This window comes from Planococcus daihaiensis (genome assembly GCF_049262615.1).
In the GTDB taxonomy this organism is placed as follows: domain Bacteria; phylum Bacillota; class Bacilli; order Bacillales_A; family Planococcaceae; genus Planococcus.
This window is the reverse complement of sequence record NZ_CP175504.1, coordinates 1,110,514-1,135,841: the sequence shown is the minus strand read 5'-3', so window position 1 is coordinate 1,135,841 and position 25,328 is coordinate 1,110,514. Positions and strand designations below refer to the sequence as shown.

The following is a 25,328-nucleotide window of genomic DNA, read 5'->3' as shown; positions in this document are numbered from 1 at the left end:
CCTATGGGATTTTGCTGTAAACTTATTTAAAAATAGGAAACGGTAAGGCGTAAAGAGCATAACGTGGACCGATTTACATAAAACAGGAGGATTGCTATGAGCAAGTTAAAAAGAGCGGAGCCTAAAATCCCATCAGAATTGACACAAAGTATTTTCGGAAAAGCGCTGGATGACCATTACATAACAAATTGCAAAATTCAACAGGAATCCATTGAGTTTGAACCAACGGGAGCTCTGCACATCGATACTGTGGTCTTCGAAAACGTCAATTTTGTCGAAATAGCCTGGCCCCGCAGTGAATTTGTGGATGTCGTCTTCATAAATTGTGATCTATCAAACGCTGATTTCTCGCGCTGCGTTTTCCACCGAACAGAATTTCGCAATTCCAAGCTGATGGGCACCAATTTTGCTGAAGCCGGGGTCCGGCATACGCTCTTTACTGAGTGTGTGCTCAATTATGCCACGTTCGGATTTTCACTGTGCACTTTCACGCAATTTGAAAATTGCTCCATGCGGCAGGCAGATTTCTATGAAGCGGAATTGAAAGAAGCAAGATTTACTGCATGCGATCTGGAAGACATCAATTTTGCCGAAACGGATCTGAATGGTGTTGATCTCAGTACGAATCGGTTCGAAAGAATCCAAGTGACCGTCGAAAAGCTGGCGGGCTGCACCGTTTCTCCCAACCAGGCCATGGCATTCGCCAGACAGTTGGGCATGACCATAAATGATGATGAATGATCGATTTTTTTTGAAGCAGGAGCATAGAGCTCCTGCTTTTTATGTTCAATATATGTATATATTAAACATTTATTGAAATGAATAATGTTATATCAAATATCTATTATTTTTTATTAATATAATTATATTATGAACAAGATTCACCATGTATTTAAGTCGCAGTTGAATCAATAGGCGTAGTTATTAAGTTTTAGTTAATAGTAGTTCAATTAGTAAGTTCACAAAATATTCAAAAATAAATATAAATGTTATTCAAAAATATTGTAAAATTCTACAATCTACAGTATATTTTAAATAGTTAGAATTTTAATAAAAAAGGAGCATTAGATTAAATGGATAATTTAAGCAAAAAGATAAAGCAATTACGTGAAGAAAAAGGGGTTTCCCCTGAAAAACTTGCAGAAGAAATTGGTTTTGCAAAAAGTACGGTATGGGCTTACGAAAGCGGGAAGAAACAAGTTTCGGTCAGTCATCTTGAGCGTTTGGCAGATTATTTCGAAGTCTCGATCGACAGTATACTGAACAGGGAAGATCGTATAATCGATCTGGATCTGCAAAATCCAAAAAACATTGCGGATTATAATTTGATGCTGGATGATAAACCGCTCAACCGGGACGAAATAGCGGAAGCCGCATCTTATATTAAAGTAAAGCGTCGCATGGGAAGCTTTGGTGTGGTAACTTCATAATAAATATGTGGATTTTCGCCACAGTAACTCATTCCGGTGTCTGGAATGAGTTTTTTATGTGAAAAATGCCGCCTGGCTTCGGGCTGTCAGCACGGACCGGTTTTGTGATAAAGTCATAAATAAGGATATAAACAATGCGACTGACTGGCATACTGCTGCATGTGTTTAGAGGGAAGGGCTAATTTTTGAAAAGCAGGCGATAAATCCATGGAACGTTACTCCTTATACGAGACATACCGGCTTGGGATTCTTATCGACCATATCAAGCCGAAAGAATTGATAAAAGAAATAGATGACTATATCGAAAGCACCCCTACCGAAAATATCCCCCATGTCTTCTATGTCCTGTCTCTTGCTAGTGACAGGCGCACCATGATCCAGCTATTGACCGATCTTTCGCAAGGGGTTGATGAAGAGGTGCCGGCAAGCATCGTAGCAGGTTTGCTGCACCGGGATCAGGGGCAATATACAATAGAAGAACTTTACAGGAAAACGTCATTGCTGGCGTCGCTGCTCAAAGATCCTGATAGCGATGTGGCGTGGGAATTCCGCAATTTACATGAGGCCTTTGAAGAAGCGCAATTGGCTTATGGCATGCGTTTTAAACGGAAGAAAACGCGAGAACGCATGCTGGCGAAAAATGAAAAATCTTTAAGAGATGCACTGGCGAAATACGCGAAATATGCAGATGAATTTGACAATAAAAATTGGGGGAAATGACCCGAATTCAAGAAATCCGGCAAGATGCTCATGCAGCATCTTGCCGGATTTTTTGTTTAACCCGATTTTTGAAGGGAAGATATCCACTAGGAAAAGAAAATTCAGGAGGGATTTTTAATGTCAAAAACAATATTTATTACGGGTGCCGGGAGCGGGCTTGCCAAAGGCACAGCGCTGGGCCTTGCAAAAAAAGGGCACCGCGTCATCGCACCGGTGGAAACTGCGCCGCAGGTCACGTCGCTGATGGAGGCAGCAGAAGCCGAAAACGTAAAAATGGACATATTTAAAATGGACATAAAGAATCCACAGGATCTTGCGCAGATGAACGACTATGATTTTGATATCTTCGTAGCTAATGCTGCAGTCAATGAAGGCGGTCCGCTCGGGGAAGTGCCGATGATGAACTTCCGGGAGCTGTTTGAAGTGAATGTCTTCAGCACACTGGAAACCGCGCAGATAGCAGCCCGGAAATTTGTTGGAAAAGGAAAAGGCAAGATCATCTTCCTGTCTTCGATGGCCGGTATCATGTCCACGCCATATGTAGGTCCATATACCGCAACCAAACATACAATAGAAGCGATTGCCAAAACGATGAGAAAAGAATTGGAAGGTTTCGGTGTTCAGGTTGCGACCATCAATCCCGGGGCATTTGCAACAGGATTCAACGACCGCAGCGCGGAAGCAAAATGGAAATGGTATGATGAAAGGGTTCATTTCACCAAAAAAGAAGATATGGAAGAAGCCGATCAGGCTTTGGAGAATCAATTCGACCCCAAAGATATGATTGATAAAATGGTGGAAATAATACCGCAGGACCATCACAAATTCCGTACGGTTTATCCGCCTGAAACCGAAAAACAGATGAAAGAGGAAGAGCAAAAGCATTGGGATCTTGAAATTTGAATGTTAGTGAGTACTGTAGCCGGAAGCTTTTGCTTCCGGCGTTTTTTAATGCCGGAGGAAAGAAAAAACACCGGAAATATGGTAAGCTAGCCAGTACGAAACGAGTATTAGGAGTGTTTACTATTGTTGGAAAAAGCAAGAGAATTACTGCAGACCTATTTTGGTTATGAAACATTCCGTACCGGCCAGGAACAAGCAATTTCGCAAGTTTTCGAAGGCTCCAATTCGATTTGTGTCATGCCGACAGGCGGCGGGAAATCGATGTGTTACCAGATTCCGGCCATGGTTATGGAAGGGACGACAATCGTTGTATCCCCATTGATTTCATTGATGAAAGACCAAGTGGATGCATTGCTGGCAGCAGGAATTCCCGCTGCTTATATAAACAGTTCGATGGATTTTGACGAAGTGCGGGATACTTTATACGATGTTCAGCGCGGAGCCATTAAATTATTGTATATTGCCCCGGAGCGGCTTGATTCGGAAATGTTCCTCAATGAATTGCAGGGCGTCCATGTTCCGCTCATTGCCGTTGACGAAGCGCATTGTATTTCCCAATGGGGCCATGATTTCCGTCCAAGCTACCGCCTGATCAGCCGCATGATGGATCTGTTTCCGAACAATCCGACCGTGCTTGCCCTGACGGCAACAGCGACCCCTCAAGTGCGGGAAGACATTTGCCGCATTCTTAATATAGAACAACGCCACACCATCATGACCGGTTTTGAACGCGCGAATCTCACGTTTTCTGTAATCCGCGGCCAGGACCGCGAACGCTTCCTGAAGGAATACGTTCAGAAAAACGACAAGGAGGCGGGCATCATTTATGCTGCCACGCGCAAAACGGTGGATTCGGTTTATGAGATGCTGCTGAAAAAAGGCATTAAAGCGGCGAAATATCATGCTGGCATGCCGGATGCCCAGCGCCGAGAGGGCCAGGAACAATTCCTTAACGACGAAGTGACGGTCATGGTCGCGACCAATGCCTTTGGTATGGGCATCGACAAAAGCAATATTCGCTATGTCGTCCACTATCAGCTGCCGAAAAACATGGAAAGCTATTATCAGGAAGCGGGCCGTGCCGGTCGTGACGGCTTGCCAAGTGAATGCATCGTCCTTTACGCGTCGCAGGATGTGCAGACCCAGCGCTTTCTGATCGACCAGGCACAGGATCCGAGCCGGATTCCAGGTGAACTCGTCAAATTGCAGGGAATGGTCGATTATTGCCACACTGAAAACTGCCTGCAGCAATTCATCATCCATTATTTCGGGGATACGGCAGCCGGTCATTGCGGCCATTGCGGAAATTGCATTGATGACCGCGAAAGTCTCGATGTCACAAAAGATGTTCAAATGGTCTTGTCCTGTGTCATCCGCATGGGCCAGAAATTCGGCAAGATGATGACGGCGCAGGTGCTGACCGGCTCGCGCAATAAAAAAATTCTGGATTTCGGGTTTGATAAATTATCCACTTACGGCATTCTTAAGCATCACAGCGCAAAAGAAGTCTCCAATTTCATCGAGTTCATGATTTCCCAGGAATTGCTGGCAGTTGAACAAGGCTCGTTCCCGACCATTTATGTGCCAGACGGCGGCAGGGATGTGCTGCTCGGCAAACGGCAAGTTCTCCGGAAAGGTGCAGTCGTCACCAAGCAGATTGCCACCAACGATCCGCTTTTCGAGGAATTGCGCATAATCCGGAAAGAGTTAGCCGATCAAGGCGGCGTTCCGCCATTTGTTATATTTTCCGATAAATCATTGCAGGATATGTGTGCGAGAAGGCCCAAGACCGCAGAAGAATTTCTGGAGGTCAATGGTGTAGGCGCCAATAAACTCGAGAAATACGGCGAAGCCTTCCTTGATGCCATCCGCGCATTTGAACCCGTAAATAACTAGCAGCCTCTGTCTTCGGACAGGGGTTTTTTGCATTTAAAAATGAAAGCGTTTTCAATAATATTTGACTATTTAAATTAATCTAAATTTTATATTTATTCAACTTTTATGATATGCTATCCTAATATTATGACACTTCACTGTGTTAAAGGGGGAAACATTATGACTAAAAGAGAATATCCAAAAGCACAGGGGCTTTATGATCCCGACCAGGAACATGAGGCCTGTGGAATTGGAATGATTGCGAATATAAATGGTGAAAAATCCCATTCGATTGTCCAGAATGCCGTAAATATTCTTTGCAACCTCGAGCACCGCGGAGGGCAGTCTTCTGATACGAGCACGGGTGATGGAGCAGGAATTTTAACGCAAATTCCACACCGGTTTTTCCAAAAACAATGTGAAAAAGAAGGGATTAATCTTCCTGAAGAAGGCCGGTACGGCATCGGCATGATTTTTATGCCCCAGGATTATGACATCCGGATGAAATCAAAAGAAATTATTCAACGAATTATTGAAGAAGAAGGCCAGCAATGTCTGGGCTGGCGGCCGGTTCCGGTAAATGATTCTTTTGTCGGCAAGGTGGCAACAAAAACGAAGCCGGTTATACGCCAGGTATTCATCGAAGCGGCGGCAGATCTTGAAGGACGCATGGATTTGGAGCGCAGGCTCTATATCATCCGCAAAAGAATTGAGCAGGAAATGGGCAGTGATCCGGAGTTCAAAGATGTCTATTTCAGCAGCCTTTCAGCTGGAACAATTGTTTACAAAGGGATGCTTATTCCTGAGCAATTGGATTCTTTCTACATCGACCTCAACCACCCCGAATTCAAATCGGCGTTGGCATTAGTCCACTCTCGTTTCAGCACCAACACATTTCCCAGCTGGCAGAGATCCCATCCAAACCGTTACTCCATCCACAATGGTGAATTTAATACCCTGCGCGGAAACGTCAATTGGATGCGGGCGCGCCAAGCGCTGTGCACCTCACCGCATTTCAACGAAGAAGATCTGAAAAAATTAATGCCGGTCATCGATGAAAGCGGCAGTGATTCTTCCATGTTCGACAATTGTTTTGAATTTCTTCACTTATCCGGACGTTCGCTCGCCCATACGGCGATGATGATGGTGCCGGAACCGTGGGTCAATGATCCGACAATCAATAAAGTGAAAAAGGATTTCTATGAATACCACAGCACGTTGATGGAACCGTGGGATGGTCCCGCGGCACTCGTCTTTACTGACGGCAACCAGGTTGCAGCCTGCCTCGACCGAAACGGTCTGCGTCCGGCGCGTTATTACGTAACCAAGAGCGGCATGATCGTTTTGGGGTCGGAAGTCGGCGCACTCGATATCTTTGCAGATGACATCATTTACAAAGATCGCCTGCGTCCCGGCAAAATGCTGTTGATAGACTTTGAAAAAGGAAAAATTATTCCAGATGAAGAAATAAAAATGCAAATTGCAGGGGAACTGCCGTATAAAGACTGGGTGGAACAAAATATGCTGGATTTGGACGATTTAGCGGATCCGGAACAGCCTGTTACCCATGACGTAACGGAATCCTTGATTAAGCAGCAGTTGGCATTCGGCTATACGATGGAAGAAGTTCAGAAGATCATTAAGCCGCTTGCGACTGAAGGCAAAGATCCTGTCGGTTCGATGGGCTATGATTCTCCCTTAGCTGTATTATCGAAAAAGCCTCAGCTTCTTTACAATTACTTTAAACAATTATTTGCGCAAGTGACGAATCCGCCGCTTGACGCCATCCGTGAACAGATCATTACGGCAGCACAAACGACAATCGGAGCAGAAGGCAATCTGGTGCAGCCTACCCCGGAAAGCAGCCGCCATATTCGATTGGAAACGCCTGTGCTTACCAACGCTCAGTTGGAGAAATTGCGCCATAACTCAATCGACGAATTTAAGGCAGTGACGCTGCCGATTTTATTCCCGGTTTCAGACGGCGCCGAAGCGATGGAGACACGGCTTGAAGAGCTGTTTGTCGAAGCGGATGCAGCTTGTGAAAAGGGGGCCACGCTCCTGATTCTTTCTGATAGAGGAGCCGATAAAGAAAATGCCGCAATACCGGCATTATTGGCCGTTTCCGGTCTGCATCATCACCTGATACGCGAAGGTATTCGCACGAAAGTCAGCATTTTGCTGGAATCAGCAGAACCGCGTGAAGTGCATCATTTTGCAGTTCTTCTAGGGTACGGTGCTGAAGGCATCAATCCGTATTTGGCTTTGGATACGATCAATCACTTAATTGAGACTGAAGATATTACAGGCGTCGATTACGGGCAAGCCGAAAAGGGTTATATCAAAGCAGTTACAGATGGCATCATCAAAGTGCTGTCAAAAATGGGCATTTCGACGATCCAGAGTTACCGCGGGGCTCAAATTTTCGAGGCTGTGGGAATTCGTATGGACGTCATTGATAAATATTTCACCCGCACTTCTTCAAGACTGGGTGGAATTGGAATCGACACAATCGGTACAGAGGTGCTCATGCGCCATGCCAGAGCTTATCCTGAACTTGAAGGAAGCGATGGCGAACTGGAATCCGGAGATGAATTCCAATACCGCGAAAACGGGGAAGATCATCAATACAATCCAAAGACCATTCATACGTTGCAGCAGGCGTGCCGAACAAATGATTTTAATGTGTTCCGGAAATATTCTGCGCTTCTGACGGATGAAAAAGCGAATTTGCAATCCCTGCGCGGTCTGTTGAAGTTCAAGGATCGGACAGCGGTGCCATTGGAAGAAGTGGAAACCGTCGAAGAAATTTGTGCGCGCTTCAAAACGGGCGCGATGTCGTACGGTTCAATCAGCAAAGAAGCGCATGAAGCGCTGGCCGTCGCGATGAATAAAATCGGTGGCCGCAGCAATTCCGGTGAAGGCGGCGAAGAAATTTCCCGCTTTATCCCGGATGAAGACGGCACCAACCGCAGAAGTGCGATCAAGCAGGTGGCTTCGGGACGCTTCGGTGTAACGAGCCATTACCTGGTGAACGCTGACGAAATCCAAATCAAAGTTGCGCAAGGTGCGAAACCGGGAGAAGGCGGACATCTGCCAGGCAAGAAAGTCTATCCGTGGATTGCAGAAGTTCGCGGCTCGACGACCGGAGTCGAATTGATCTCGCCTCCGCCGCATCACGATATTTATTCAATCGAAGATTTGGCGGAATTGATCTTCAATCTGAAAAATGCCAATCCATATGCACGCATCAGCGTGAAGCTGGTGTCAGCGGTTGGTGTTGGAACGATAGCGGCTGGTGTCGCAAAAGGCCGTGCAGATCTGGTATTGATCAGCGGTTATGACGGCGGCACAGGCGCTGCGCCGAAAACAAGTTTGAAACATACCGGTCTGCCGTGGGAAATCGGTTTGGCTGAAACGCATCAGACCTTATTATTGAACGGTTTGCGTGACCGCATCGTTGTGGAAACGGACGGCAAGATGATGACGGGGCGCGATGTTGTGATGGCGGCTCTGCTTGGAGCAGAAGAATATGGCTTTTCCACTGCGCCGCTGGTCGTGCTCGGCTGTGTCATGATGCGCGTTTGCCATATGGACACCTGTCCAGTGGGAATTGCGACGCAAAACCCGGAACTGCGTAAAAAATACGGCGGAGACCCGGAACATGTCGTAAATTTCATGCGCTTTATCGCACAGGAAGCACGCGAATTGATGGCGGAGCTCGGTTTCCGGTCAATCAATGAAATGATTGGCAGAACCGATGTGCTTGAAGTAAATGAAGCAATTGATCATTGGAAAGCAAAAAGAGTCGATTTATCAGCGCTTCTTTTCCAGCCGGATCTTCCTGAAAAAGTCGGACGCTATGCAACCGTCAAACAAGATCACGGTTTGCAGCAAACCTTGGATTATCAGGAGCTCTTGCCAAGATGCCGCAACGCGATTGAAACTGGTGAGCCGGTCGAATTTTCGACAGCTATCCGTAATATTCATCGTGCCACGGGAACCATTATCGGCAGCGCAATTTCTAGGCGCTACGGCGCAGAAGGGTTGCCGGAAGACACGGTGAAACTGAAGTTTCAAGGTTCGGCAGGCCAAAGTTTCGGTGCGTTCATCCCTCTGGGAATGACGATGACGTTAATTGGCGATGCCAATGATTTTGTCGGCAAAGGCTTGTCCGGCGGGAAAATTATCGTGAAACCCGCTGCAGATTCCACATTTATACCTGAAAAAAATATTATCATCGGCAATGTATCCTTCTATGGTGCTTCTGCCGGTGAAGCGTATATACACGGCGTTGCAGGAGAGCGTTTCGCTGTTCGGAACAGCGGCGCCAATATTGTGGTGGAAGGCGTCGGAGACCATGGCTGTGAGTATATGACGGGTGGCCGGGTTGTGATACTGGGCGCCACCGGCAAAAACTTCGCAGCTGGAATGTCCGGCGGCATCGCGTATGTCCTGGATGAAGGCGAGAATTTCGCCGAGTATTGCAATAAGGATATGGTTTATTTGCAGCCGCTGGCAGATCCGCAGGAAATTGAAAATCTGCGCAGTATGATCGACAGCCATTACGGTTATACGGGAAGTGCCAATGCACAGCGGATTTTGGAACACTGGGAAATATTCTCCGGAAAATTCGTTCGGGTCATTCCGAAAGCATATCTGCAGATCAATAACCGCATCAGCACGTTGGAGGACAGCGGCATGACAAAATTCGATGCCGAAATGACGGCTTTTGAAGAAAGCAAAATAGCAGAAACGATAAAATAGAAAATCAGTATTTCAAAAAAATGATGAAGGAGGGATCCGATGGGAAAGAGCACAGGATTTATGGACTATGACCGACAAACAATGAAAGAGCGTAATCCGACAGAACGGAAGCACGATTGGAACGACTATACCATTCCGCTATCCACTGAAGAAGTGCAAAAACAAGGCGCCCGCTGCATGGATTGCGGCGTGCCGACTTGCCACACCCGAATGGAACTGGAAGGGGTGACAACCGGCTGTCCGGTTAATCACCTGATTCCTGAATGGAACGATTTGGTTTACAGGGGGCAATGGAAAGAAGCGCTCCGCCGCGAACATCTCAAAAATAATTTTCCGGAGTTTACGGGGACGGCTTGTCCGGCGCCATGCGAAGGATCATGCGTTCTCGGCATAACCGACCCGCCGGTAGCAATCCGAACAGTCGAACGTTCGATTATTGAACGCGGCTTTGAAGAAGGATGGGTCGTGCCGGAACCGCCGGAAAGACGCACAGGCAAACACGTCGCGGTCATCGGCTCCGGTCCGGCGGGTCTTGCGGCAGCTGCACAATTAAATAAAGCCGGCCACTGGGTCACTGTTTTTGAAAAGAATGACCGGGTGGGCGGTTTGCTAACTTATGGCATACCGGAAATGAAGCTCCCATATGAAATGGTTGTTCGCCGTGTCGATATTCTGAAACAGGAAGGCATCACCTTCAAAACGAATATTGAAATCGGCAAAAATTATGCCGCTGAAAAACTGAAATCGGATTTTGATTCGGTGATTATGTGCACCGGCTCAACCGTTCATAGAAATGTTCAATTGGAAGGGCGAGAGCTCGACGGCATCCATTACGCGATGGATTTTCTGCATGCGAGCACGAAGAGCCTGCTGGATTCAAACTTTGAAGACGGCAATTATATTTCTGCCAAAGGCAAGCATGTGATTGTCATTGGAGGCGGCGATACTGGAACGGATTGCCTGGCTACAGCTGTCCGCCATGATTGTGAAAGCCTCGTCCAATTCGACGTCTACGATAAAAAAGGTGCGATTCGCGATGAACAGGGCAATCCCTGGCCGCAATACCCGAAAGTGCACCGTGTGGAATATGGCCATAAAGAAGCGGCTGCTGCTTTCGGAGAAGATCCAAGAGCTTATGCCGTCATGACCAAGAAATTTGTCGGTGACGAAAAGGGCAATGTAAAAGAAGTTCATACGGTAAATGTTAAATTGAAGATTGACGAAGAAGGCAATCGGATCCGCGAAGAAATAGCGGGAACGGAGAAAGTCTGGAAAGCGGACCTCGTGCTGATCGCTATCGGATTCAGCGGACCGGAGCAGGGGCTGATCCAACAAATGGAATTGGCGACTGAGCCGAACTCATGCGTGAGCGCTGATTACGGAAAATACACCACCAACTCAGAAGGTATTTTTGCGGCGGGCGATGTGCGCCGCGGTCAAAGTTTGATCGTCTGGGCGATCAATGAAGGCCGGGAAGCAGCGAGAGAATGCGACCGCTATTTGATGGGTGCAACAGTTCTTCCATAAAATTCATACTTCACAATAAAAGCGCAGGGAAAGCTCGATAATTCCTGCGCTTTTTGGCAGTGATTCTAAATTTTATTTCTGAAAATTCAGATCTAATATTGTTCTTTATACCTAGTTGATTTATAATTTATAAGGAATGGATTGCAGTTGAATAGAATAACTTTTACATTTATAAGTTATTCTGCAAGGCAGGCTAGATTAGAGAAAAGGGAGGAAAACGAATGTTGAAGAGATATTCCATCGCTGCACTTATTTCACTGCTTTTAATTTTTACCGCCTTTACAGGGGGAGGGTTTGCTCAGGAGACAGAACCTGACATGAGCCCAGAGATAGAGGAAGCTATTTTGAAAGTCAAAAAAGTGAACGAAAAAATTGATGAAGAAATCTTGAAAGTGCAAGTAAAGGCTGAAAAAATGGAAGCAAAATTTTTAGCGGATCAAGCTAAAACTTCGGACGTTGAGAAACACCAAAAAGCATGGACTAAATACGACGAAAAATTAGATGCAGAAATTGCTAAATTGCAAGTGAAAGCAGAAACCATTACATCCAAAGGCATTGATAAAGCTGAGGCGGCGGGCCTGGAAGTTGAAATAGAGTTTATATTTATTAAGTTTGCCGATCGAGAGGCAGAGATTGATCCTATCAGGGTGTTGGGCTGGTAAATACAGTTGTCTATAGAATTTCTTTAGAGTACCATGAGAGTATAGAAATTCTATACTCTCATGGTGCTTTTTGGAAGGATGTGTATTAATGAAAGGCTTCAATGTATTGGGGAAAAAGTACTTGGAAACTGTAAATAACGAGTCTACCACTTTGAGCTTGCTTGGAAGAGGCGGCGGAATAGAAATTATGAAACAAACAGTATTAGAAGGTAAATTAATGATTTTATTTCCGGGGGAAGAACCCGATGTCCATGAATTTTTCATTATTTTGAATGGAGAATTGGAAGTGGAATTTAATGGTAAGCTTGAACTGCTTGGACCTCATGATTTTTTCTCTGCGAGTAACCTTGAAGAGCCGGTTCACCTCAGAGCAAAAACTGATGTAAGTTTTATGTCAATCTCAAATATTTTAGTGTTTCATTCTCTTAGCGAAAGAATTCAAGAACTTCGCAATGTTGCAGAATCTGTGGAAAAGAAAGATCGCTATACCTATAATCATAGTGAGCGAGTAAGCAATTATACTTTAAAAACTGCAAAAAAAATGAATTTTAAAATTGGTGATCTTGAAAGGCTGTTTCTTGCTTCCATTCTCCATGATATTGGAAAAATCAATGTACCTGAGGAAGTTCTAAATAAAGCAGGGAAATTGACTGATGAAGAGTTTGCGATGATCAAAAAACACCCAGGAGATGGTGCAGACATGCTTCGGAAAACGGCTTACGCTGATCTAGCTGAAATTGTCGAACAGCATCACGAACGAATCGACGGCAGAGGCTATCCTTTGGGCTTAGGTGCGGATGAAATTCTTCTGGAAGCCAAAATTATCGGAGTTTGCGATACATTTGACGCGATGACGGAAGACCGATCTTATCGCAAAGCCTATGCTGCTGATTTTGCCATGGCTGAAATTCGCAGTCTGTCAGGAATTCAATATGACCCCGCCGTTGTAAATGCTTTTGAAGAGGTACTTAAGCAGGAAGGTAAAATTTAATAAGAGGAATTACATGGACTAAAGGCACCGAATAAATATTTGAGGTGTCTTTTTTCCTGTAGAAAATGTTTAGAATACCCTGAATTAGTAAATAATAAGAACACAGTGTATTCCAATACTGATAAAGGAGAGATTCAAATGGCAAAGCGTTCAGGCGGCATATTCGGTAAATTAGTATTATTAGGGATAGGTGCCGCAATCGGATCTGCAATGGCACAGAAGAAAGTGGATTCGAACGGCACTTCTACAAATACGTCTCAATCCGGCAATCTGAAAGAAAATGTGAAAAAAGGTTTGGACCGCTTTAACGAACAGTCGGGCGGCATGGTCGATAAAGCAAAGCCGTACGTTTCTAAGGCAGTCGACCAAGTCAAAACCGCAATTGATAACCAGCAGAAAATGATGGACAAAGAGAAAGACATGCTGGATAAAGCGGACAAAACATTGCAAGATGAAGTCGGAGATAAATCGAAGAGCGGTTCTGGATCATCTACCGGTTCAGATACTTCTAAGCCAAGCGGCTCACAAGGGACGGGCAGTTCTTCGGAGAGTTCGACTCCGAGCGGCGGCGCTTTTGGCGGCAGCACGGAATATTCCGACTCCCTGAAAAAAGGGAATGACGAAGATTTGTCGAAAAAGGAATAAAGGCGAAAAAAGCTTTGATAAGTGAATGAGAAGCTTAAATTATCAAGCTACCACTCGCAGCCTGTGAGGGGTAGTTTTTTTTACCCAAAAATAACAGAATATTACGAAAAATAATGAGGAGGGGAATTATGTTTCAATCTTACTCGGTAAAACCATTTTTTGATGAAATGTTCGAAGAGAATAAACAACCAAAGCCCCATTATCAAAACTTCTTTCAATTGCTCCAGCATTTCAGTGAAGAGGAATTGCGCGAAAAACACGAAACCGCCCAACTGTCATTTCTCAGACAAGGGATCACGTTCACGGTCTACAATAATAATGTCGGAACTGAACGGACGATGCCCTTCGATTTTGTGCCAATTATCATTCCGCCTGAAGAATGGGGATTAGTGGAAAAGGGGATGATTCAGCGCGCAGAAGCGCTGAATCTTTTCCTCGAAGATGTATACGGGGAACAGCGTATTCTGGATGATGGCATAGTGCCAAGAAATCTGGTGGAGGATAATCCATATTATTATGAAAAGCAGGTAAAAGGGATTGATATCCCTTTGAAAAACCATATTTTTCTGGCCGGCATTGATCTGATACGCGATGAGTACGGGAAATATCATGTGCTTGAAGATAATCTCCGCAATCCTTCGGGAATGTCTTATGTCTACCAGAATCGTTATGTGATGAGGCAGGTTTATCCGGAGTTTTTCGCCAACCATTCGGTCCAGACGCTTGAGCATCAGATGACCCATATGCACCAGGCAATCCTTGACCATGCGCCGGCATCTCAAAAAGGCAAGCCTTTTGCCGTTTTATTGACGCCAGGGATGTATAATTCTGCTTATTACGACCATCTTTTCCTGGCCCAGCAAATGGGAATCGCCCTTGTTGAAGGTCGTGACCTGGTTGTGAAAAAGAACGTTGTCTATATGAAATCAATCCGCGGCTTGAAAAGAGTGGATATCATCTATCGCCGGATTGATGATGATTTTCTGGATCCTGAAGCATTCAATGAAGATTCTGCCCTGGGTGTGCCGGGTTTGCTGCAGGCCTATAAACATGGCAATGTAGCCATACTCAATGGGATCGGGAATGGAGTAGCTGATGACAAGGCAATCTATGTGTACGTTCCTGAAATGATCCGCTATTATCTGAAAGAAGAGCCTTTGATCGACAATGTGAAAACGTACTTGCTGGAAAATGAAGAAGAAAGAGAATGGGTACTCGACCATCTGGAGGAACTCGTTGTGAAAAATGTTGGTGCTTCGGGGGGGTACGATATGCTTGTCGGCCCTCACGCTTCAAAGGAAATGATCGAGATTTTCCGTGAGAAAATCATTGAAGCGCCGCATCAATATATTGCACAGCCGACGATCAAGTTATCACGCGCACCTGCCTATCAGGGAGATAAATTCTACCCCTGCCACGTGGATTTGAGGGTATTCGTCATGCGAGGAAAAGAAACGAATGTCCTGCCGGGCGGCTTGTCGCGCGTTGCGCTGAAAGAAGGCTCGCTCGTGGTCAACTCTTCACAAGGCGGCGGCGGAAAAGATACTTGGGTCTTCAAGAAAAAAGAAGAAGAAGGAGGGGATTCCTGAATGTTGAGTCGAGTGGCAAATTCGTTATACTGGCTGTCAAGAAACGCGGAACGTGCGGAGAATAATGCGCGCATTCTGGATGTGCAATTATTGCAGATGATAGAAGCATCGGATGAAGAATTGGTCCGTGCAGAAGATTGGAAGCTTATATTTGAAATTTGTGCTTCAACGGATATGATGGAATATATCAAATCCCTGCCGGCTTTTAATGAAGATCGGCTGGTCCATTATCTTGCAATGGAAGAAGACAACTTTAATTCTGTTGCCAGCTGTGTGCGCTTTATCCGTGAAAACGCCCGGATGAGCCGTGACCACATCACAGACGATTATTGGGAAGTCTGGAACAGATGTTATTTGAGTTTGCAGGAAATGGATACGGAAACGATGACGGTCCATGAAATGAGGAAGTTTTTACAGAAAGTCAAAAATACGGCATTAACTTCCCAGGGCATTATAGAATCTTCGATGTCGCGCGGAGTCGAATATCAAATGATCAAAATCGGCAAATGGCTCGAACGTGCTGAGAAAACGACGCGTATCCTGAATGTTGTTTGTGAAAGAACAGTGGCGCGTGCGAAGGCACATCAATCAGAAGATTATTATTACTGGCTGGCGGCTCTTCGGATGACCAATGGCTATGATGCCTATTTAAAAGCTAATCCGCCAAAAATGAATCCATCGCTGGTCCTGTCGTTTCTGGTTTCGAACCCTTCATTCCCGAGGTCCATCCGCTATTGCCTGGATCATATGCGGGAAGCAATCGTCAAATTGGAGGAGGGGAAAGTTTCTCATTACTCCTGGGAGTTATTCGCGAAAATCGATGAATTGACGGCTGATTTCGACAGGTTTAATTTTCAGGAACTCGAACCTGAGGACATGATGAACTTCTTAAATGATTTCCAGGATGGCTGCAATGAAATCGGCAAGATCTTTTCGAAAACTTATTACCTCATCGACCCGGAAACCGAAAACTACATGAGCACTCAAAATCAGACAGCGAATGCGAAAGGAATAACATCCATGAAATATAAAATCGAGCATACTAATGTTTTCGAATACGATACCGTTGTTGACCAAAGCATGAATTCAATCAGGTTGAAACCGAGGACTGATGAGGTCCAGCGCTTACTGGAATACCGTGCTGAAATTATGCCCGCTTCTTTGACGAAAGAGCATATCGACATTTGGGGCAATAATGTGGAGACTTTCTTTATAGCTGAACATCACCAGCATCTGGAAGTGAAAACGACTTCCATCGTCAGCATACAAAAAAGTCCATTCATTCATCAAATTGATTATTCACCGGAAATGCGCGCAATTTTTCATTCGAAATTATTCAGCGAACATTATTTGGCGTACCTCAGCAACACCGCTTACACGTATTTGAATCCGGAACAGATTACGCAGGTTGACCGCGAGCTGGGCCAGATTGAGAATCCGGTTCAATACGCCATCGAAGTAATGGGGTATATCCATGACCACTTTACGTATGACGGCGAATCAACAGACGTTTACACAAAAGCTTCGGAATCATTCGATCTGCGAAAAGGCGTGTGCCAGGATATTACCCACGTCATGTTGGGAATCCTGAGAAGCAAGCACATTCCGGCTCGCTATGTCAGCGGTTATTTATATGTCGGTGAAAATTCGGCACTGGTCGGCGATGCCGCAAGCCATGCGTGGGCAGAAGTTATGGTTCCAGGCGTCGGCTGGGTAGGGCTTGATCCGACAAATAACATCGAAGCGCTTGAAAACCATATTCGTGTCGGGGTGGGACGCGATTATAACGATGTCAGCCCAGTGCAAGGCGTCTATCGCGGCGGCAGCCAATCCCTGGATGTTAAAGTTTCTGTCAGCCTTCTGGATCAATGAACCTTCTATTTTCATTAAACTTAATAATCGTTTAATGGAGATTGTATAAAATCCGTGCAATAATAGTGATATCTGAAGTTTTGTACGGAGAAGGAGATTCTATATATGAACAGCAAGCAATTCAAAGATTTTAATATCAGTGACCCCATTTTACGGGCACTCGAAGGTTTAGGTTATACGGAACCGACCGAAGTGCAGGAGAAAGTGATTCCTGTCGCAATGCAAAAGATCGATATCGCGGTGAAGTCGCAAACCGGGAGCGGCAAAACTGCGGCTTTCGGCATACCGATTTGTGAAATGGTCGATTGGGAAGAAAACAAACCGCAGGCATTGGTGCTGACGCCTACACGGGAACTCGCCGATCAGGTCAAAGAAGACATCACCAATGTCGGCCGTTTTAAACGCATCAAAGCTGCTGCCGTCTACGGTAAGCAGCCGTTTGCCTACCAGCAGGCTGAACTGAAACAGAAATGCCACGTGGTAGTGGGGACGCCTGGCCGCGTGCTCGATCATATCGAACGCGGCACGCTGAAACTCGATCGCATTGAATTTTTGGTATTGGACGAAGCGGATGAAATGCTCAATATGGGCTTTATCGAACAAGTGGAAGCCATCATCACTAAATTGCCGAAGCAGCGGATGACGATGCTTTTCTCGGCAACCTTGCCGGAAAACGTGGAAAAACTGCAGCAAAAATATATGAACGCACCGGAACATATCGAAATTGCTTCAACCGAAACCCTGAAAAACCAGATTGAGCATCAGTTGATCCGCGTTGCGGACAAACAAAAGTTTTCATTGCTCCGCGATGTCACCATCGTTGAAAATCCGGACAGCTGCATCATCTTCTGCCGGACGAAAGACAATGTCGACTTCGTCATGGAGCAGCTCGAAAAGCATTATTACACTTGTGATAAATTGCACGGAGGTATGTTGCAGGAAGATCGTTTCGAAGTTATGAATGATTTCAAACGAGGAGAATTCCGCTACCTGGTGGCAACGGATGTAGCCGCGCGCGGAATTGATATCGACAGCATTACTCATGTCATCAATTATGATATCCCGCTCGAGAAAGAAAGCTATGTCCACCGTGCCGGCCGAACCGGTCGTGCTGGAAAAACCGGTAAGGCGATCAGTTTTGTGACGCCATACGAAGACAAATTCCTGCAGGAAATAGAAGACTATATCGGCTTTGCCATTCCTGAAAAGGCTGCACCTTCTTCCGGAGAAGTGGACGCGGCGAAAGAGGCTTTCACTGAAAAACTTGAAAGCCGTCCGCAGCTCAAGCGTAACAAGAATGAGCAAGTGAACAAGGATATTATGAAACTCTATTTCAATGGTGGGAAGAAGAAAAAACTGCGTGCTTTTGATTTTGTCGGCACATTGACAAACATTCCAGGTGTCACAGCTGAAGATATCGGCATCATCAAAATCCAGGATGGCGTTACGTACATCGATATCCTCAACGGCAAAGGCCCGATGGTTTTGAAAGCGATGAAAGATACACCCGTCAAAGGGAAAATCCTGAAAGTCCATAAAGCGAAAAAATGAATAGTGTGCGATGAACCGTCTCAATTGAGGCGGTTTTTTATTTTGGCTGCATGGAATCGGAGCATTGAAGAACATCATTAGAAATATCTGGATAACTTTGGGCTTTCTGAAGTTATTTCTTGCGTCACATAGGGTATTATGGAATTAACAGTTTTTTCTGAATTTTAAAGAGCAGGCCGAACCTGAACCTGCATATCTCGTGATTCTCGCTATTCATTGAATGCTTAATAATAGTTTTATTATTTCATATAATGTATAATTTTTATATAGATTATATATAACTAAAGAATTATAAAATGGGGTAATCATATGACGAGAAGAATAGTAATCATTGGTGCAGGTCCCGGTGGTTTGGCTGCCGGTATGCTGATGGCGGCGAAAGGCTACCAGGTTGATATTTATGAGAAAAATGAACGCGTTGGCGGGCGCAATGCAGCATTGAAGCTCGGCGACTTCACTTTTGATACGGGCCCGACTTTTTTGAGCATGCTTCATATAGTGGAAGAACTGTTTGAAGTGGCTGGCCGGAAACTGGCTGATTATATGGAACCGGTGGAATTGGATCCGATGTATGAATTGATTTTCGAAGATCAGAAATTGGTTATGACGCGCAATGCTGAAGAAATGATGGCGAAAATCGACAAAGATTTTAAAGGCGGTGGCGAAGGCTATATGCGTTTTATGAAAGAGACCGGCAAGAAGCTGGAAGCCCTCTCGCCGCTCCTTCAGACGCGAATGGATAAATTTTCACATATGATCTCACCAAAAGTATTGAAGGCTTTGCCTGAGCTGGAAGTTAACAAGAGCCTATACGATGTGCTGTCCCGTTATTTCAAGGACGAAAGACTGAAATTGGCTTTTGCCTTTCAATCCAAATATCTCGGAATGTCACCGTGGGAATGTCCCGGGGCCTTTACGATTCTGTCTTATATGGAACATGCTTACGGCATTTATCATCCGATCGGCGGTGTCAACCAGCTTTCCGAATCGATGGCAAAAGTGATCCGGGAACTGGGCGGCACGATCCATACCGGCAAAGGCGTGAAAAATTTATGGCTTGAAGGCCGCACCGTCAAAGGCGTCGACCTCGAAGACGGCAGCCGGGAAGCCGCAGATAACGTAATCATCAATGGAGATTTCGCTCATGTCATGACGAATCTGGTGGAGCCGGGCGTTCTGAAAAAGTATACACCTGAAAAACTGGAGAAGAAAAAATATTCCTGTTCGACTTTCATGATTTATCTTGGTCTGGATAAAAAATATGATTTGTCCCATCACACGATCGTGTTTTCCAAGGATTACAAAAAGAATGTGGAAGAGATTACGGACTCAAAACTGCTGTCTGCAGATCCGTCGATTTATATCCAGAACGCAAGTGTCACCGATCCGACGCTCGCACCGGAAGGAAAGTCGGCACTTTACATATTGGCGCCGGTCCCGAATAATTTCAGCGACATCGGCTGGGACAATGAACAGCAGGAATTCCGCGAGCTCGTGTTGAATATTATCGAGGAGAAAACAGAGTTTAAAAACTTGCGTGATCATATCGAAGTGGAAAAAGTATTAACGCCTTTCGGTTGGGAACAGGACTATTCAGTTTATAAAGGAGCTACCTTCAATCTTGGCCATCAGCTTACCCAAATGATGGTGTTCCGCCCCCACAATGAATTCGAGGAACTGAAGCAATGCTGGCTGGTCGGTGGGGGCACGCATCCCGGCAGCGGTTTGCCAACCATTCTGGAATCGGCGCGCATCACCGCAAATGGCATATTAAAGAGAGATGGAAATGCAGGGATCCCGATTCTTCCGTTGCCGGCATTGGAGGGCTTTGCATGAAAATCGCAATAATCGGCGGCGGAATCGGCGGCCTGATGGGCGCGTTGTATTTGAGCAACAATGGACATGAAGTGACAATCATCGAAAAAGAGGGTCGGCTTGGCGGGCGCATGAATTTTGTTGAACGCGATGGTTTTAAAATTGATGAGGGGCCTACAATCGTCTTATTGCCGGAAATGTTCCAGGAGTTATTGGCCGAAGCGGGAATTGGAAAAGAGCAATATGAATTATTGCTGTGCGATCCGCTGTATACAATCCGCTATAACGACGGGAAAGTGTATACAAAATATCCCGACAGCAAGCGGCAGGCTGAAGAAGTGGCAAGAGTATTTCCAGGTCAGGAGGAAGGATTCCTGCGATTCATGGCAGAAGGCCGAGAGCGTTTTGCTATTGGCAAATCCGCATTCCTAGAGCATTCCTTTGTTCGGAAAAAAGAATTCTTCACACCGGGCAACGTTAAAAACCTGCTGGCGTTGAAGCCGCAGCTTTCTGTGAAACAATTGATGGCTCGCTATTTCACAGATGAGCGTCTTCAATTGGCTTATACGCTGCAGACATTATATATCGGTGGAGATCCATTCAGCGCACCGGGCATGTATTCACTGGTTCCTTTCAGTGAACACGAACATGGCGTCCATTATTTGAAAGGCGGATACGCAAGCATTGTGCCGCTGCTTGAGAAAAACTTGAAGACCCGATCGAATGTCACCATTCGCAAAGGGGAAATGGTCAAGAGGATCATTATTGAAAATGGAGCGGCAAGAGGACTGGAACTGGGAACGGGAAGAGAAGATTTTGATGCTGTCGTCTATAACGGCGATTTCCCGACGGTTTCCCGCCTCATGCCGGAGCGGAAGTCTAAAAAGTTTGTGCCGTCTTCCGCCTGCCTCTTGTTGTATTTTGGGCTTGATCGTGTTTATAGCGACGTGAATGTCCATCAATTCTTTATTGGCAATGATTATGCCAAGCATATGAAAGATGTTTTTACGAACAAGCAGAAACCTGAAGATCCTGCTTTCTATACGTTCCATCCATCAAAAATTGATGATTCACTCGCGCCGGAAGGCAAAGCGGTCTTGTATACCCTGATTCCGGTGCCTGCCGGTTCGGAAGTGGACTGGGACAATGAAAAAGCATGGATCGACGGAGTGATTGACCGGATGGAAGAGCTGTCGTTTCCAGGACTTAGAGATGCCATCGAGTGGATGGAAGTCCGGACGCCAACTGATGCCGAGACATTCGGTTTATTCCGCGGAGGAAGTTTCGGAATTGGACCCACGCTGATGCAGTCGGGGGTATTTCGTCCACAGGTAAAACCATTCGACGTGGAGCGGATGTACGCAGTCGGAGCTTCCGTTCATCCGGGCGGCGGCATACCGATTGTCATGCAAGGCGCAAAATTACTGGCCGAACAAATTGAACGCGATTCCTTACGAGAGAGGAGAGATTCTTGATGGACTTGAATCAGGCATACCGTTATTGCGAAGAGATCATTGCCGTCAATTCTAAGAGTTTCTACAAAAGCTTTTCGATGCTGCCAAAGGACAACCGAAAAGCCGTCTGGGCAATTTATGCATTCTGCAGGATGGTGGATGATATTGTGGACGAAGGCACCGACCCGGCAGCACAATTATCTCTCTTTAAACAGGAATTTCATAACTTTTTAAATGGTGACTTTGATCCGACGAATCCCATGTGGCTGGCTCTTTCTGATGTCTTTAAAAATTATGACATGGACGAAGAAGCCTATAGGAGCATGATCGCCGGCCAGGAAATGGATTTAGAGCAAAAACGTTATCAAACAGTGGAAGAAGTGCTGGGATACAGCTATCATGTCGCCAGTTCAGTGGGGCTTATGCTGCTGCCGGTCCTCGCCCCAGGGAAAACGGGAATCCTGAAAGAAGGTGCCATTGCACTCGGTTATGCGATGCAAATTACGAATATTCTGCGGGATATTGACGAAGACCTGGAAATGGGACGCATTTATCTTCCGGCAGAGCTGATGAAAAAACATAATCTGAAGTTGGACGATCTTCGAAGAAAAGTCGTCACTCCGGCTTTCGTAGCCGTCTGGGAAGAAATGGCGGAGGAAGCTGAAATTCAATATCAAAAAGCTTTTGAAACAATAAACGAATATCCAGTTACTTCGCGGATCCCTGTAAAAGGGGCAGGCTTGGTTTATCGGGAAATCCTGACAACCATCCGCAAAAAAGATTATAATGTGTTCGGGCAAAAGCATTTTGTGCCGGACCATTCGAAACAACAAATCCTTGCCTATTTATAGGATGAAATGAATAAACGTAAAAAGGATATGTCTACGGACATATCCTTTTTACGTCTTGTTGATAGCACCAATGTCAGAGTCTAAGAGTTTTGAATGCCATATTTCTTCAAAATGCGCTTGGCCACATTGTGGCCACTCATGGTTACCATCGGGGAACCACCGCCAGGGTGTGTGCTGCCGCCGACAAAATAGAGGTTTTTAATATCCGGGCTGGCATTGGCGGGGCGCAGAAATGCGTCCTTTTTTTTATGGGATGACGGACCATACAAAGAACCGCGGTAAGCATTGAAATTCTCTGCGATGAAAGACGAAGTATAGGTCTTCTCTTCAACCAGATGGCTGCGGATATCGAGTCCGTAAGTTTCAAGGAAATCGTAGATTCGATTTTTATAAGCTTCCGGGTCAATCTGCAATTTCCCGTCTGCCGACAAAGCTGGGGCATTTACGAGAATAAATAGGTTATCCCCGTCCGGCGATCTGGTCGGATCCGTATAAGAAGAGTTACTGATGTAAACGGTCGGCTGTTCAGAATAACGTTTCTTATTGAAAAGATCATCAAATTCTTCCCGGTAATCTCCTGAGAAATAGACATTATGGTGTTTCAATGCCGGCAGCTTTGTCTTCAGTCCAGCCAATATCACGAATGCGGAAATGGAAGGTTCATAGGAAACGCTCTTCTTATTGCTGAAAGAGGGGCGCTCGCTTTCCGCAGTTAATTGCGGAAAAGCAGAAAGCAAGTCACCATTCAAGATCACAGCATCCGCCTCTGAGACATTGCCCCCTTCAAGCTCCACACCCACAGCTTTTCCGTTTCGGACAATTATTTTTTTCACTGCTTTTCCAGCATGGAGAATCGCGCCTTTTTTCCGGGCAACTGCGGCAAAGCCTTCTGCGATGCGGGCGTTTCCGCCTTTCGCGTAATAGACGCCGCCCACCAGTTCCAAATAGGCAATCAATGAAAATGTGGCGGGCGCTTTATAAGGGGAGGAACCGATATAGGTCGCATAACGGCCAAATGCCTGCAATAACTGCGGATCCTGGAAATAGCGCTTATAAAAATGGTCCATGGTCTCTACCGGGCGAACCTGCAGCAAAGCCTTACCTAACGTAGGAGATAGATAATCGCGCCAGGACTGGAAAGTGGAGGGAAAGAAATACCGCTCTGCCAGCTTGTAAATGCGGCTGATTTCGTCCAGAAAGCTTTGGAAATTAGCGCCGTCTGCCGGTGCCACGCGGTTGAGTTCTGTCTGCATTTTGGCTGGATCAGATGAAAAGTCGAGATGCTCTCCAGTCGGAAAATGATTTCGTGTATGTGTGGTCAATGGAAGTAAGTCGAAATAATCAGCAGCGGATTCCCCTGTCTGTTCAATGACGGAGTTGAAAACTTCCGGCATCGTAATGGTGTTTGGTCCGAAATCGAATGTATGGTTTCCCAGTCGCACCGGCATCAGCTTGCCGCCAAAATGGTCGTTTTTTTCATATAGCTCAACGGTCATGCCGGCATTCGCAAGCGTTACAGCTGCCGACAATCCCCCAAGTCCGCCGCCGATGATGATTGTTTTCTTCATGAGTAATTCCTGCCTTTCCATGAATAGGATTGCCTGCTCCATGATTTTTTCATGGCATGCAGCAGCACGGCGATCATGGCGCCGGCTTGCAGCGGCATCAGGAATGCCAAGCCGATATTTTGTCGTGTCCGGAGCATGACATAAAGCTGCTGCAGACAAATCAGAAGATAAGGAATGAAATATAGCCATTCCAGTGTGAACAAGCCAATTCCCGCTATGAAGAGAGGGGCTATGTAAAAGACGGTGTAGAATACGGTCAGCCCCAATGCCATCAGGGGCGAACGCCCAATTCCGGTGTAACTGTTTTTCAAAAACCCTTCCCATACTTCAGGGTTGGTTTCGTACATCTTGCTGCTGACAGATTTTGTGATGTTGGCGAGCAGCATGCGATGCCCCGCATTTTTTATTTCCCGGGAAATGTGTACATCTTCCACGAGCGAGTTATGAACTGACTGATGTCCGCCGATGGCATCGTAAGCGCTCCGTTCGAAGAGCATCCACGCCCCGTGGGCTGCAGTTGCGGCAGGAAATGAGCTGTAATTCGCCAAAGCGAGCGGCAAGTGAAAAAAAACAACGAAATGCTGCATGGGCACGAGCAATTTGCTCAAAAAAGGTGTAACTTCAAACGCTGGAAAACCGGACAGCAATTGTGCGTTCTTTTGCTGCAAGAGCGCCAGTGATTGCTCAAATGCCTGCGGGCTGAAATGGATATCGGCATCCACGAACATCAAATAATCTCCGGTGGCAGCCTTCTGTAATTGGTGGCACGCATGGACTTTTCCGACCCATCCGTCAGGCAGTTCTACTCCCTGCAAAATTGTGAAGCGGCTGTCGCCAGCTGTCTCAGTTTCAAGAAGTTGCTGAGTGTGGTCTGTGGACTGGTCATTCAAAATGATGAATTCACAATTCGGGTATGTATTTTGTTTCAAAGCGGCGATAAGCGCTTTGACGTTCCGTTCTTCATTGCGCATCGGTACCAGTATTGACAGCAGCGGCTTGGCGGCGACGCTTGGGTCAGGTGGCAAGACCGGCATGAAAAAGCTGTTGATGATTGTCCAAAGGAGAAAGAGGGCAAGGCATATTATCAGGATCCATATGAGCATAGCCG

18 protein-coding genes are annotated in these 25,328 nt (G+C 45.9%); 16 read left to right on the top strand and 2 right to left on the bottom strand.

Features of this window, described 5'->3' with window-relative positions:
- Positions 1–96: 96 nt before the first annotated feature.
- From DHX103_RS05345 to DHX103_RS05270, 16 genes are all read left to right on the top strand, one after another.
- The gene (locus tag DHX103_RS05345) at positions 97–741 is read left to right on the top strand and encodes a pentapeptide repeat-containing protein (RefSeq protein WP_422124243.1); all 645 of its coding nucleotides are present in this window, start codon (positions 97–99) and stop codon (positions 739–741) included.
- Between the two features lie 332 nt (positions 742–1,073).
- A complete protein-coding gene (locus DHX103_RS05340; protein ID WP_422124242.1) occupies positions 1,074–1,430 on the top strand; it encodes a helix-turn-helix domain-containing protein in 357 nt (118 codons plus the stop codon).
- A 207-nt stretch (positions 1,431–1,637) separates the two neighbouring features.
- The gene (locus tag DHX103_RS05335) at positions 1,638–2,150 is read left to right on the top strand and encodes a hypothetical protein (RefSeq protein ID WP_422124241.1); all 513 of its coding nucleotides are present in this window, start codon (positions 1,638–1,640) and stop codon (positions 2,148–2,150) included.
- Between the two features lie 117 nt (positions 2,151–2,267).
- On the top strand, positions 2,268–3,053 hold the full coding sequence (locus DHX103_RS05330; protein WP_422124240.1) for an SDR family oxidoreductase: 786 nt from the start codon (positions 2,268–2,270) through the stop codon (positions 3,051–3,053).
- Positions 3,054–3,176: 123 nt separating this feature from the next.
- Positions 3,177–4,949, top strand: a complete 1,773-nt coding sequence (gene recQ / locus DHX103_RS05325; RefSeq protein WP_422124239.1) for a DNA helicase RecQ — start codon at positions 3,177–3,179, stop codon at positions 4,947–4,949.
- A gap of 159 nt (positions 4,950–5,108) precedes the next feature.
- The gene (gltB, locus tag DHX103_RS05320) at positions 5,109–9,695 is read left to right on the top strand and encodes a glutamate synthase large subunit (RefSeq protein WP_422124238.1); all 4,587 of its coding nucleotides are present in this window, start codon (positions 5,109–5,111) and stop codon (positions 9,693–9,695) included.
- A gap of 39 nt (positions 9,696–9,734) precedes the next feature.
- Positions 9,735–11,222, top strand: a complete 1,488-nt coding sequence (locus DHX103_RS05315; RefSeq protein ID WP_422124237.1) for a glutamate synthase subunit beta — start codon at positions 9,735–9,737, stop codon at positions 11,220–11,222.
- A gap of 221 nt (positions 11,223–11,443) precedes the next feature.
- Positions 11,444–11,884: a hypothetical protein gene (locus tag DHX103_RS05310; protein WP_422124236.1), complete on the top strand. Its 441-nt coding sequence runs from the start codon at positions 11,444–11,446 to the stop codon at positions 11,882–11,884.
- Between the two features lie 88 nt (positions 11,885–11,972).
- Positions 11,973–12,875: an HD-GYP domain-containing protein gene (locus DHX103_RS05305; RefSeq protein ID WP_422124235.1), complete on the top strand. Its 903-nt coding sequence runs from the start codon at positions 11,973–11,975 to the stop codon at positions 12,873–12,875.
- Between the two features lie 138 nt (positions 12,876–13,013).
- Positions 13,014–13,520 carry a hypothetical protein gene (locus tag DHX103_RS05300; protein ID WP_422124234.1) on the top strand — a complete coding sequence of 169 codons (507 nt, stop codon included), beginning with the start codon at positions 13,014–13,016 and terminating at the stop codon, positions 13,518–13,520.
- Between the two features lie 128 nt (positions 13,521–13,648).
- Complete coding sequence (locus tag DHX103_RS05295) at positions 13,649–15,109, top strand: circularly permuted type 2 ATP-grasp protein (RefSeq protein ID WP_422124233.1); 1,461 nt, start codon at positions 13,649–13,651, stop codon at positions 15,107–15,109.
- Positions 15,110–16,981: an alpha-E domain-containing protein gene (locus DHX103_RS05290; RefSeq protein ID WP_422124232.1), complete on the top strand. Its 1,872-nt coding sequence runs from the start codon at positions 15,110–15,112 to the stop codon at positions 16,979–16,981. It abuts the gene before it with no gap.
- A 105-nt stretch (positions 16,982–17,086) separates the two neighbouring features.
- A complete protein-coding gene (locus DHX103_RS05285; RefSeq protein ID WP_422124231.1) occupies positions 17,087–18,532 on the top strand; it encodes a DEAD/DEAH box helicase in 1,446 nt (481 codons plus the stop codon).
- A gap of 309 nt (positions 18,533–18,841) precedes the next feature.
- Complete coding sequence (locus DHX103_RS05280; RefSeq protein WP_422124230.1) at positions 18,842–20,368, top strand: phytoene desaturase family protein; 1,527 nt, start codon at positions 18,842–18,844, stop codon at positions 20,366–20,368.
- Complete coding sequence (locus DHX103_RS05275) at positions 20,365–21,822, top strand: phytoene desaturase family protein (protein WP_422124229.1); 1,458 nt, start codon at positions 20,365–20,367, stop codon at positions 21,820–21,822. The genes DHX103_RS05280 and DHX103_RS05275 overlap by 4 nt, the downstream gene beginning before the upstream one ends.
- Positions 21,822–22,652, top strand: coding sequence for a phytoene/squalene synthase family protein (locus DHX103_RS05270; RefSeq protein WP_422124228.1), 831 nt, complete (start codon positions 21,822–21,824; stop codon positions 22,650–22,652). The genes DHX103_RS05275 and DHX103_RS05270 overlap by 1 nt, the downstream gene beginning before the upstream one ends.
- A gap of 80 nt (positions 22,653–22,732) precedes the next feature.
- Here DHX103_RS05270 and DHX103_RS05265 read toward each other — a convergent pair whose 3' ends face one another.
- Together DHX103_RS05265 and DHX103_RS05260 are read right to left on the bottom strand one after the other, a co-directional pair.
- The gene (locus DHX103_RS05265) at positions 22,733–24,220 is read right to left on the bottom strand and encodes a phytoene desaturase family protein (protein ID WP_422124227.1); all 1,488 of its coding nucleotides are present in this window, start codon (positions 24,218–24,220) and stop codon (positions 22,733–22,735) included.
- The gene (locus tag DHX103_RS05260) at positions 24,217–25,323 is read right to left on the bottom strand and encodes a glycosyltransferase (protein ID WP_422124226.1); all 1,107 of its coding nucleotides are present in this window, start codon (positions 25,321–25,323) and stop codon (positions 24,217–24,219) included. The genes DHX103_RS05265 and DHX103_RS05260 overlap by 4 nt, the downstream gene beginning before the upstream one ends.
- Positions 25,324–25,328: the final 5 nt, after the last annotated feature.

Excerpts from the sequence above, each read along its gene's own strand:
- DHX103_RS05345 (WP_422124243.1), top strand. The coding sequence starts at position 97 with ATGAGCAAGTTAAAAAGAGCGGAGCCTAAAATCCCATCAGAATTGACA.
- DHX103_RS05340 (WP_422124242.1), top strand. The coding sequence starts at position 1,074 with ATGGATAATTTAAGCAAAAAGATAAAGCAATTACGTGAAGAAAAAGGG.
- DHX103_RS05335 (WP_422124241.1), top strand. The coding sequence starts at position 1,638 with ATGGAACGTTACTCCTTATACGAGACATACCGGCTTGGGATTCTTATC.
- DHX103_RS05330 (WP_422124240.1), top strand. The coding sequence starts at position 2,268 with ATGTCAAAAACAATATTTATTACGGGTGCCGGGAGCGGGCTTGCCAAA.
- gltB (WP_422124238.1), top strand. The coding sequence starts at position 5,109 with ATGACTAAAAGAGAATATCCAAAAGCACAGGGGCTTTATGATCCCGAC.
- DHX103_RS05315 (WP_422124237.1), top strand. The coding sequence starts at position 9,735 with ATGGGAAAGAGCACAGGATTTATGGACTATGACCGACAAACAATGAAA.
- DHX103_RS05310 (WP_422124236.1), top strand. The coding sequence starts at position 11,444 with ATGTTGAAGAGATATTCCATCGCTGCACTTATTTCACTGCTTTTAATT.
- DHX103_RS05305 (WP_422124235.1), top strand. The coding sequence starts at position 11,973 with ATGAAAGGCTTCAATGTATTGGGGAAAAAGTACTTGGAAACTGTAAAT.
- DHX103_RS05300 (WP_422124234.1), top strand. The coding sequence starts at position 13,014 with ATGGCAAAGCGTTCAGGCGGCATATTCGGTAAATTAGTATTATTAGGG.
- DHX103_RS05295 (WP_422124233.1), top strand. The coding sequence starts at position 13,649 with ATGTTTCAATCTTACTCGGTAAAACCATTTTTTGATGAAATGTTCGAA.
- DHX103_RS05290 (WP_422124232.1), top strand. The coding sequence starts at position 15,110 with ATGTTGAGTCGAGTGGCAAATTCGTTATACTGGCTGTCAAGAAACGCG.
- DHX103_RS05285 (WP_422124231.1), top strand. The coding sequence starts at position 17,087 with ATGAACAGCAAGCAATTCAAAGATTTTAATATCAGTGACCCCATTTTA.
- DHX103_RS05280 (WP_422124230.1), top strand. The coding sequence starts at position 18,842 with ATGACGAGAAGAATAGTAATCATTGGTGCAGGTCCCGGTGGTTTGGCT.
- DHX103_RS05275 (WP_422124229.1), top strand. The coding sequence starts at position 20,365 with ATGAAAATCGCAATAATCGGCGGCGGAATCGGCGGCCTGATGGGCGCG.
- DHX103_RS05270 (WP_422124228.1), top strand. The coding sequence starts at position 21,822 with ATGGACTTGAATCAGGCATACCGTTATTGCGAAGAGATCATTGCCGTC.
- DHX103_RS05265 (WP_422124227.1), bottom strand. The coding sequence starts at position 24,220 with ATGAAGAAAACAATCATCATCGGCGGCGGACTTGGGGGATTGTCGGCA.
- DHX103_RS05260 (WP_422124226.1), bottom strand. The coding sequence starts at position 25,323 with ATGCTCATATGGATCCTGATAATATGCCTTGCCCTCTTTCTCCTTTGG.